Origin of the sequence: Dietzia sp. UBA5065 (assembly GCA_002415925.1) — a bacterium.
In the GTDB taxonomy this organism is placed as follows: domain Bacteria; phylum Actinomycetota; class Actinomycetes; order Mycobacteriales; family Mycobacteriaceae; genus Dietzia.
Genome location: DIAZ01000137.1, coordinates 1 through 9,984, shown reverse-complemented (window position 1 = coordinate 9,984; position 9,984 = coordinate 1). Strand labels below are relative to the sequence as shown.

Annotated in this window: 8 protein-coding genes; 6 read left to right on the top strand and 2 right to left on the bottom strand. The window is 70.6% G+C overall.

The annotated features are described in order from the left end of the window. Window positions 1-255 precede the first annotated feature (255 nt). From rarD to B4M60_RS10675, 4 genes are all read left to right on the top strand, one after another. A complete protein-coding gene (gene rarD, locus B4M60_RS10690) occupies window positions 256-1,146 on the top strand; it encodes an EamA family transporter RarD (RefSeq protein WP_291083460.1) in 891 nt (296 codons plus the stop codon). A gap of 75 nt (window positions 1,147-1,221) precedes the next feature. Then, window positions 1,222-4,776 (top strand): DNA polymerase III subunit alpha, encoded by a 3,555-nt coding sequence (dnaE, locus tag B4M60_RS10685; RefSeq protein ID WP_291083458.1) that lies wholly within the window; start codon window positions 1,222-1,224, stop codon window positions 4,774-4,776. A gap of 42 nt (window positions 4,777-4,818) precedes the next feature. Next, window positions 4,819-6,093, top strand: a complete 1,275-nt coding sequence (gene ilvA / locus B4M60_RS10680) for a threonine ammonia-lyase IlvA (protein ID WP_291083455.1) — start codon at window positions 4,819-4,821, stop codon at window positions 6,091-6,093. Between the two features lie 70 nt (window positions 6,094-6,163). Continuing rightward, window positions 6,164-6,406 (top strand): hypothetical protein, encoded by a 243-nt coding sequence (locus B4M60_RS10675; RefSeq protein WP_291083454.1) that lies wholly within the window; start codon window positions 6,164-6,166, stop codon window positions 6,404-6,406. 17 nt (window positions 6,407-6,423) lie between these two features. Here the strand turns inward: B4M60_RS10675 and treZ are convergent, their stop codons facing one another. After that, window positions 6,424-8,190: a malto-oligosyltrehalose trehalohydrolase gene (gene treZ, locus B4M60_RS10670; RefSeq protein WP_291083452.1), complete on the bottom strand. Its 1,767-nt coding sequence runs from the start codon at window positions 8,188-8,190 to the stop codon at window positions 6,424-6,426. Window positions 8,191-8,258: 68 nt separating this feature from the next. Here treZ and B4M60_RS10665 point away from each other — a divergent pair, with 68 nt between their 5' ends. Together B4M60_RS10665 and B4M60_RS10660 are read left to right on the top strand one after the other, a co-directional pair. Next, on the top strand, window positions 8,259-8,936 hold the full coding sequence (locus B4M60_RS10665) for an IMPACT family protein (RefSeq protein ID WP_291083450.1): 678 nt from the start codon (window positions 8,259-8,261) through the stop codon (window positions 8,934-8,936). A gap of 4 nt (window positions 8,937-8,940) precedes the next feature. Beyond that, a complete protein-coding gene (locus B4M60_RS10660) occupies window positions 8,941-9,180 on the top strand; it encodes a hypothetical protein (protein ID WP_291083447.1) in 240 nt (79 codons plus the stop codon). 12 nt (window positions 9,181-9,192) lie between these two features. On the opposite strand, the gene B4M60_RS10655 is transcribed toward B4M60_RS10660, so the two are convergent. Further along, window positions 9,193-9,867, bottom strand: a complete 675-nt coding sequence (locus B4M60_RS10655; RefSeq protein ID WP_291083444.1) for a nitroreductase — start codon at window positions 9,865-9,867, stop codon at window positions 9,193-9,195. Between the last annotated feature and the right edge of the window lie 117 nt (window positions 9,868-9,984).

The window sequence follows — 9,984 nt, the reverse complement described above, 5'->3', positions numbered from 1 at the left end:
CCCCGCCCCCCGCACCCGCCCCCCGGTTTGGTCGACATCTCGCAGGGGTCGGTCGACGGATGTCGCGCGTACGCCCCGGATCTCGCGCAATACGTCGACCGAATTGCGGCGCGGCGAGGGCGGCGCGGTGGGGGCGGCGCGGTGGGGGCGGCGCGGTGGGGGCGGCGCAGTCGGGGCGGCGCGGTGGGGGCGGCGCAGTCGGGCGAGGCAAGGTGGGACGAGGCACGGTGGGACCAGGAACCGAGGGAGATGCGGGTGGGTGACGGGCGCGTGGGCACGAGCGACAGGTCGGTGGCGGGCGGGATGGCCGCCGGCGTCGCCGCGTACACCCTGTGGGGCTTCTTCCCGGCCTTCTTCCCGCTGCTCGAGCCCGCCGGTGCGGTCGAGATCGTGGGCCACCGGATCGTGTGGTCGCTCGTGGTGATGGGAATCGTACTCACCGTGCTGCGGCGGTGGCGCGAGCTGTGGTCACTCGACCGCGTCTCGTGGACCCGGATCTCCGGTGCGGCGCTGTTCATCACCGCCAACTGGGGCGTCTACGTGTACGCGGTCAACTCCGGGCGGGTCACCGAGGCCGCGCTCGGGTACACGATCAACCCCCTCGTGAGTGTCGTACTGGGAGTGCTGCTCTTCCGCGAGCGTCTCACCCGACCACAGGCGCTCGCGGTGGGCCTCGCCGTCGTCGCCGTGGGGGTTCTCACACTCGGATACGGCCACTTCCCGTCCCTGTCGGTCGTCCTCGCGCTGAGCTTCGGGATGTACGGCGTGCTCAAGAAGACGCTCCGGGTGGACCCGGTGATCGGGATGACCGGCGAGGTGCTGGTGATCGCCCCGCTCGCCCTGGCGCTGCTCGTCTGGCTGGGCGTCTCGGGCGTCGGGACGTTCACCGGGCACGGCCCCGGCCACTCCGTCCTGCTGGCCACCGCGGGCCTGGTCACGGTGGTGCCGCTGCTGCTGTTCGCGGTGGCCGCCCAACGGATCCCGCTCGCGACGGTGGGGATGCTGCAGTACATCGTGCCGGTGCTGCAGATGGCGTGGGGCCTGCTCGTGGTGGGGGAGCGGTTGGACGCGGTCCAGTGGACGGGCTTCGGGTTGATCTGGGTGGCCGTGATCGTGTTCACGCTGGCCGGGAGGTCGCCGCGCTGAGCTCGTGCTGGGGTTTCGGGTCGTGTCGGAGAAGCGACCTAGACTGGGCCGGACAAGTCGTAGGAGGAATGCTGCGTGGGCGGATCCCAGTTCGTGCATCTGCACAATCACACCGAGTTCTCGATGCTCGACGGGATGGCTCAGATCAACCCGATGTTCGCCGAGGCCAAGCGCCTCGGCATGCCCGCGGTGGGGATGACCGACCACGGCAACATGTACGGGTCCTCGGACTTCTACAAGCAGGCCGTCAAGACCGGCATCACGCCGATCATCGGGATCGAGGCGTACGTCGCCCCCGAGTCCCGCTTCAACAAGAAGCGCGTGCTGTGGGGAGAGAAGCACCAGAAGGGCGACGACGTCGCCGGCTCCGGCGCCTACACGCACATGACCATGGTCGCGGAGAACGCGACCGGCCTGCGCAACCTGTTCCTGCTCTCCTCGCTCGCCTCGTACGAGGGGCAGCTGGGCAAGTGGGCGCGGATGGACGCGGAGATCCTGGCCGAGCACTCGGAGGGGATCATCGCCACCTCCGGCTGCCCGTCCGGGGAGATCCAGACGCGCCTGCGGCTGGGCCACGTCAAGGAGGCCTACGAGGCGGCCGAGAAGTGGCAGTCGATCTTCGGCAAGGACAACTTCTTCCTCGAGCTGATGGACCACGGCATCGACATCGAGCGGAGGGTCCGGGAGGACCTGCTCAAGCTCGGCCGGGACCTGGGGATGCCGCCGCTGGTGACCAACGACTGTCACTACGTCACCCGCGAGCAGTCGCACGCCCACGAGGCCATGCTTTGCGTCCAGACCGGCAAGACCCTCGCCGACGAGGGACGCTTCAAGTTCGACGGCGACGGCTACTTCCTCAAGTCGGCGGAGGAGATGCGGGCGCAGTGGGACTCCGAGGTCCCCGGGGGCTGCGACAACACGCTGTGGGTGGCCGAGCGGGTCCAGCCCTACGACGACATCTGGGCGCCCAAGGACCGGATGCCCAAGTTCCCCGTGCCGGCGGGCGAGACCGAGGACACGTGGCTGGCCCGGGAGGTCCACAAGGGCCTGGAGTGGCGCTTCCCGTCCGGGATCCCGCAGGAGTACCTGGACCGGGCGGCCTTCGAGCTCGAGGTGATCAAGGGCAAGGGGTACCCCGGCTACTTCCTCGTGGTGGGCGACCTCATCGAGTACGCCCGCTCGATCGGCATCAAGGTGGGCCCGGGGCGAGGGTCCGCGGCGGGTGCGCTCGTGGCGTACGCGCTCAAGATCACCAACATCGACCCGATCGAGCACGGCCTGCTGTTCGAGAGGTTCCTCAACCCCGAGCGCCCGTCGGCGCCCGACATCGACATCGACTTCGACGACCGCCGCCGCGGCGAGATGATCCGCTACGCCAGCGACAAGTGGGGCGCGGACAAGATCGCGCAGGTCATCACCTTCGGCACCATCAAGACCAAGGCCGCCATCAAGGACGCCGCGCGCGTGAACTTCGGCCAGCCGGGGTACGCGATCGCCGACCGGATCACCAAGGCCCTGCCGCCGGCGATCATGGCCAAGGACATCCCGCTCTCCGGCATCACCGACCCGACGCACGAGCGCTACGGCGAGGCCGCGGAGGTCCGCCAGCTGATCGAGACCGACCCGGACGTCAAGCGGATCTACGACACGGCCCGCGGGCTGGAGGGAATGGTCCGCCAGGCCGGCGTCCACGCGTGCGCGGTGATCATGTCCTCCGAGCCGCTGCTCGACGTGATCCCCATGTGGAAGCGCGCCCAGGACGGCGCCCTCATCACCGGGTGGGACTACCCCTCCTGCGAGGACATCGGCCTGCTCAAGATGGATTTCCTGGGCCTGCGCAACCTCACGGTGATCGGCGACTGCCTGGAGAACATCAAGAGCAACCGGGGCGAGGAGATCGACCTCGACACGCTGAGTACCAGCGACCAGGCCACCTACGACCTGCTCGCCAGCGGCGACACCCTGGGCGTGTTCCAGCTGGATTCCGGCGGCATGCGCGAGCTGCTCAAGCGCATGAAGCCGACCGGCTTCAACGACATCGTGGCCGCCCTCGCCCTGTACCGCCCCGGACCGATGGGCATGGGCACGCACTGGAACTACGCCGACCGCAAGAACGGCAAGCAGGAACTCACGCCCATCCACCCGGAGCTGGAGGAGCCGCTCCGGGAGATCCTCGGCGAGACGCACGGCCTGATCGTGTACCAGGAGCAGATCATGGCCATTTCCCGCGAGCTCGCGGGATACACGGCCGGCGAGGCCGACGGGTTCCGCAAGGCCATGGGCAAGAAGAAGGCCGAGGTGCTGGCCGCGGAGTACGAGAAGTTCTCCGGCGGCATGGTCGAGCGCGGGTTCTCCAAGGAGGCCGTCGACGCGCTGTGGGGCACCATCGAGCCCTTCGCCTCGTACGCCTTCAACAAGTCGCACGCGGCCGGCTACGGGCTCGTGTCGTTCTGGACCGGCTACCTCAAGGCCAACTACCCGGGCGAGTACATGGCCGCGCTGCTCACCTCGGTCGGCGACGACAAGGACAAGGCCGCGCTCTACCTGGCCAACTGCCGCCAGATGGGCATCAGGGTCCTGCCGCCGTCGGTCAACGAGTCGCTGACCAACTTCGCCTCGGTCGGCACGGACATCCGCTTCGGGATGGGCGCGGTCCGCAACGTGGGCGCCCACGTGGTGGACTCGGTCGTCAGGGCCCGGGAGGAGAAGGGGGTCTTCAGCGACTTCTCCGACTACCTGGCGAAGATCGATCAGACCGCGTGCACCAAGAAGGTCACCGAGTCGCTCATCAAGGCCGGGGCGTTCGACTCCCTGGGTCACCCGCGCAAGGGCCTGTTCCTGGTCCACTCCGACGCGGTGGAATCGGTCATGTCCACCAAGAAGGCCGAGGCGGTGGGGCAGTTCGACCTGTTCGGCGGGGCGGACACCGACGACGCGGGAGGCGCCTCGGCGTTCGGCGACGTCTTTGCCGTCCGCGTCCCCGACGAGGAGTGGGACATCAAGCAGAAGCTGGCCCTCGAGCGGGAGATGCTGGGCCTGTACGTGTCCGGTCACCCGCTCGACGGTCTGGAGAAGGCGCTCGACGCCAAGACGGACACCTCCATCGCCACCATCCACGAGGGCGAGCTGGCGCACGGGACCCCGGTGACGATCGGCGGGATCATCTCGGGCGTGGACCGGCGGGTCAACAAGAACGGCGAACCCTGGGCGATCGTCACCATCGAGGATTTCAACGGCAGCGTGGAGGTGCTGTTCTTCCCCAAGACGTACCGGCTCGCGGCCCTGGACATCGCCGAGGACGCGGTGGTCCTGGTCAAGGCGCGGATCAACATCCGCGAGGAACGCGTCTCCGTCTTCGGGGACACCCTCGAGGTCCCGGACCTGGTCGTGGGGGGCAACGGCGCCCCGCTCGCGCTGACGCTGCCGACCCGGATGTGCACGGTCGAGACCGTCACCGCGCTCAAACAGGTCCTCGGCCGGCACCCCGGGCCGTCGGACGTCCACCTGCGGCTGGTCAACGGGAACTCCTCGACCGTCCTGCGGCTGGACGACCATCTGCGGGTGGAGACGTCGTCGTCACTCATGGGAGACCTCAAGGCGCTGCTCGGGCCGGGGTGCCTCACCGGATGACCAGTTGGCGGTGATCGTGGGGGCGGTGGGACACTGGAGGCCGTGACCGCCACCGACTCCGCCACGACACAGCTCGTGACCACCGACGACATCGACACCGCCGCCCGCCGCATCGGCGACGTGGTCCGGGCAACCGACCTCGATGTGAGCGAGCGGCTGAGCGAGCAGACGGGCGCCCGCATCCTGCTCAAGAGGGAAGACCAGCAGGACGTCCGGTCGTACAAGATCCGCGGCGCCTTCAACCTCATGTCCCAACTCACCGGCGACCAGCGCAGCGCCGGGGTCGTCACCGCGAGCGCCGGCAACCACGCGCAGGGCGTGGCCTTTGCCTGCCGGAGCCTGGGGATCAACGGGCGGATCTACGTGCCCACCAACACACCCAAGCAGAAGCGCGACCGGATCCTGGCCCACGGCCGCAACTGGGTGGAGCTCGTGGTGACGGGCACCAACTTCGACGCCGCGCAGACCGCCGCGCGCGCCGACGCCGCGCGGACCGGGGCGACGATGGTCCCGCCGTTCGACCATCCCGACACCATGGCCGGGCAGGGCACCATCGCCGCCGAGATCCTGGCCCAGCTGGACCAGGCCCCGGACGCCGTGGTGGTACCCGTCGGCGGCGGTGGTCTCCTGGGCGGGATCGCCACCTACCTCGCGGAGTACGCACCCGATTGCAGGATCGTCGCCGTGGAACCCGCGGGCGCGCCGTCGCTCACCAGGGCGCTGGAGGCGGGGGAGCCGGTCACCCTCGACACCGTGGACACCTTTGTCGACGGCGCCGCGGTGGCCCGGCTCGGGGACTTCCCGTTCGGGGTGATCGCCTCGAAGGCCGACCGGATCCGGGTCCTCACCGTGGACGAGGGCGCGGTGTGCACCGAGATGCTGGAGCTCTACCAGAACGAGGGGATCATCGCCGAGCCCGCCGGTGCGCTGGCGGTGACGGCCCTGCACCAGCTCGAGATCGACGAGGGCGCCACGGTCGTGTGCATCGTCTCCGGCGGCAACAACGACGTCTCCCGCTACAGCGAGATCATCGAGCGCTCGCTGGTCCACCGCGGGCTCAAGCACTACTTCCTGGTGAAGTTCCCGCAGGAGCCAGGCCAGCTGCGGCGCTTCCTCGACGAGGTCCTGGGCCCCGAGGACGACATCACGCAGTTCGAGTACCTCAAGCGCAACAACCGCGAGTACGGCGCCGCGCTGGTGGGCATCGAGCTCGGCTCCGCCACCGGGCTGCATTCCCTGCTGGAGCGGATGGACGTCTCCCGCATCGACTGCGAGCGGCTCGAGCCCGGCACCGCCGCGTACGAGTACCTGACGTAGCAGGTCGGCCCTCGGGCCGACACGACAGCGCCCCCGTCCGAGTACTCGGACGGGGGCGCTGGTTCTCCCCGTGACGTGCTCAGGTATCAGGGGCCGACTGCCCCTGATCATCAACGACCTCGACAGGTACGCGGGCGGGTCGGCCGTCCCTGTGGCCGCGATCGTCACCGGTAGCAATCCGGGCTCGACCCTGCCCGACGGCGGCCACGGGTCGGTGGACCTGCAGACCCTCTTCCTGGCGCCCCAGCAGGTGTGGAAGTGGTTCACCGGGAGCATCGGTCAGGCGGGAACCTTCTCCGTGGCGTTCAAGTAGCCCGCCGCGGCCCGGCGTCAGCGCCTTCGCACCACCGCGAACCCGAACGCCTGGCAGAACACGGAGTCCGCGTCGGCGACCGCCCCCGACGCCACCACCGCCTCGCCGGCCAGCGGGACCCGGCACGGCTCGGTGCCCAGGTTCACCACCAGCGCCAGCGAGCCGCGGTGGACCACCAGCCAGCGGTCGTCTGGGGACTCCGTGCCGGTCTCTACATGTATAGAGCCCAGCCAGGGATCGCTGAGTTCCGGCTCGGCCCTCCGCAGGGCGATCAGCGCGCGGTACGTCCGCAGGATCTCGGCGTGCTCGTCGCGCGACTGCTCTGAGCGGTCGAGTTTCGACCGGCGGAACGTCTCCGGGTCCTGCGGGTCCGCCACCGTGGCGGGGTCCCAGCCCATCTCCGCGAACTCGCGGGTCCGGCCCCGGCGGACGGCCTCGGCCAGCTCCGGCTCGGGGTGCGAGGTGAAGAAGCAGAACGGCGTCCGCGCACCCCACTCCTCGCCCTGGAACAGCATCGGGGTGAACGGCGAGCACAGCACGATCGCCGCCTTGGCCAGCTGCTGCGCGGGGCTCAGGGTCATCGACGGCCGATCCCCGGCCGCGCGGTTGCCCACCTGGTCGTGGGTCAGGGTGTAGGCGACGAACCGCGACCCCGGCACCCGGCCCACGTCCACCGGCCGCCCGTGCACCCGCCCGCGGAAGCTCGACCACGTCCCCGCGTGCAGGAACGCCCCCGTGAGCACCTGCCGCAGCGACGCGAGCGACCCGAAGTCGGCGTAGTAGCCCTGCCGCTCCCCGGAGACGGCGGCGTGGACGGCGTGGTGCACGTCGTCGTCCCACTGCCCGTCCAGCCCGTACCCGCCGCCCTCGCGCGCGGTGACCAGCCGGGGGTCGTTCTGATCGGACTCCGCTACCAGCGACAGCGGCCGCCCGAAGTGCGTCGAGAGCGACTCGACCTCCACCGCCAGCTCCTCCAGCAGGTGCACGGCCGACCCGTCGTGCAGCGCGTGCACGGCGTCCAACCGCAGGGCGTCCACGTGGAACTCGTCGAACCACCGCAGTGCGTTGTCGATGATGTACCGCCGCACCTCGCCCGACTCCGGCCCGTCCAGGTTGAGCCCGGACCCCCACGGCCCGTCCGCGGCCGAGAGGTACGGCCCGAACTCCGGCAGGTAGTTCCCCGACGGCCCCAGGTGGTTGTACACCACGTCCAGGCACACGCCCAGCCCGCGACCGTGGCACGCGTCGACGAACTCCTGGAACGCGTCCGGCCCGCCGTACGGCTCGTGCACCGCGAACCACGCCACCCCGTCGTAACCCCAGCCGTACTCGCCGTTGAACGCGTTCAGCGGCATGACCTCGACCATGTCCACGCCCAGCTCCACCAGCTCGTCCAGGTGCTCGATCGCGCTGGTCAGGGTGCCGCCGGGGGAGAAGGTGCCCACGTGCATCTCATAGAGCACCGACCCCGCCAGCCGCCGACCCGTCCACGCGGAGTCGGTCCAGCGGGAGGCGTCCACCCGGTGCACCCGCGAGAGCCCGTGCACGCCGTCCGGCTGACGCGGCGACCGCGGGTCGGGACGCGGGGGGCCCGCCTCGTCGTCGTCGCCGGTCAGCACGAACCCGTAGTCCCTGCCCACCTCCCGCGGCACGCCGGACGTCCACCAGCCGTCCTTCGCTCGCCGCATGGGGACCGGCTCGGCGCCGGGGGAGTCCAGGACCAGGCCGACCGCGCGGGCCCGCGGCGCCCAGACGGAGAACGTGTCGTTGCTCGGGGAGATCACGACGCCCAGGGTAGGGAAAACCGGGCGGCCACGGGCGCGCCGGCTCCGGCTGCGGCGATACTGGGGTCATGACCGACCCCGGAACCCGCGTGCTCAGGCTGTCCGCCGGGCCCGACGTCACCGGTGAGTACGAGGAGAAGCGCTCCAGGTTCGTCGCGGTGCTGAGACGGTGCGACGACGAGGAGACCGCCCGCGCCCTGGTCGCCGACCTCCGCCGGGCCCACCCGGCAGCGCGCCACCACTGCAGCGCTTTCCTGGTGGACGTCCCCGGATCCAGCCGTATCGAACGCAGCAACGACGACGGCGAACCCTCCGGCACCGCCGGGACCCCCATGTTGGAGGTGCTGCGCGGCAGCGGGCTGACCGGGGTGGGCGCGGTGGTCGTGCGATGGTTCGGCGGCACCAAGCTGGGGACGGGAGGGCTGGTGCGGGCCTACGGTGCTGCGGTGTCGGCCGCCGTGGAGTCCGCGTGGGCAGCGGGCAGGGTGGTGGAGGTGGTGCGGACCCCGGCCTGGCGGGCGGAGGTCGACCACGCCGTGGCAGGGGGGCTCGAGGGCGCCGTCCGGGCGGCCGGTGCGCAGGTGCTCGGGGTGGACTACGGCCGCCGGGTCGCGCTGACCGCAGCCGGAGACCCGGGGGTGCTCGGCCCGATCCTGGCGACCCGGACCTCGGGCGGAGCCGAGTGGGAGCCCGCGGGCCTCGCCACCACCGAGAACGCGGCCGCGCGCCGGGATGTGGAATCCTGAACCCATGAGCATGCAGCCCTACCAGGTCAACTCGATCGAGCAGCAGAAGCAGCAGGTCCGCAAGGACGCGCGGACCACGGCGATCGCGCTGGGGGTGACGGTCGTGTCAGTTCCGATCGCGCTGTTCGCGAGCTCGTTCTTCACGGTGGTGGCGATCCTGGCCGCGATCGTGGCGATCTACAACGGCAACAAGGTCCGCAAGGCGATCTCGGGGAAGTCCACCTCGCAGCGCGAGCTCTACTGACCCGGGGGCGGCTCAGCCGTGGCGGCGCACCACGTCGCCGAGGTCCGCCCGCTCGGTGCGGAACGCGTTGGCGGGGTGCTCGGCGTCGGCGTAGCCGAAGGCGATCGCGCACACGATCAGCCGGTCGTCGGGGATGCCCAGGTGCTCGCGGACGCCGTCGGAGTAGAGCGCGATCGCGGCCTGCGCGCAGGTCGCCACCCCCAGCGACGACGCCGCCGCGAGGAAGGTCGCCACGTAGCCGCCGCAGTCCACCGCGCCGTACGTGCCGAGCCCGGCATCGGACGTGATCACCGCGACGTGCGGGGCCCCGAAGAAGCGGTAGTTCTCCAGCATCTGGTGCAGCCGCGCGTCCTGGTCCGAGCGCTCGATCCCCAGGGCCGAGTAGAGCCCGAATCCGCTGGCCCGGCGGCGATCGCCGTACACGCCGTCATAGCGCTCGGGCGCCGGCAGGTCCGAGTTCATGTCGTGGGAGAGCACGTAGTCGGTGAGGTGCTTGCCGAACGCCGCGGTCGCCTGGCCCGACACCAGGTCCACCTGCCACGCCTGGGAGTTGCACCACGACGCCGTGCGCTGCGCCATCCGCAGGATCCGATCGATGGTCTCCTCCGGGACGGGCTCGGAGGTGAAGCCCCGGCAGCTGTAGCGGTCGTCGAGGATCTGCTCGAGCGTGGCGGCGGCGTCGGTCATGGGCTCTCCTGGGTGGCGCGCGGGTTGTGATGCCAGTCTCGCACGCGGCGGTCTCAGCACGCGCAGCAGAGCCCCGCCCCCCCGCCCCGCCCCCCGCCCCGTCTCTTATACACATCT

What these genes read in the sequence shown, in the direction of transcription:
- B4M60_RS10665 (WP_291083450.1), top strand. Translation starts at nt 8,259, where the DNA reads ATGACCGACCCCGGAACCCGCGTGCTCAGGCTGTCCGCCGGGCCCGAC.
- B4M60_RS10660 (WP_291083447.1), top strand. Translation starts at nt 8,941, where the DNA reads ATGAGCATGCAGCCCTACCAGGTCAACTCGATCGAGCAGCAGAAGCAG.
- B4M60_RS10655 (WP_291083444.1), bottom strand. Translation starts at nt 9,867, where the DNA reads ATGACCGACGCCGCCGCCACGCTCGAGCAGATCCTCGACGACCGCTAC.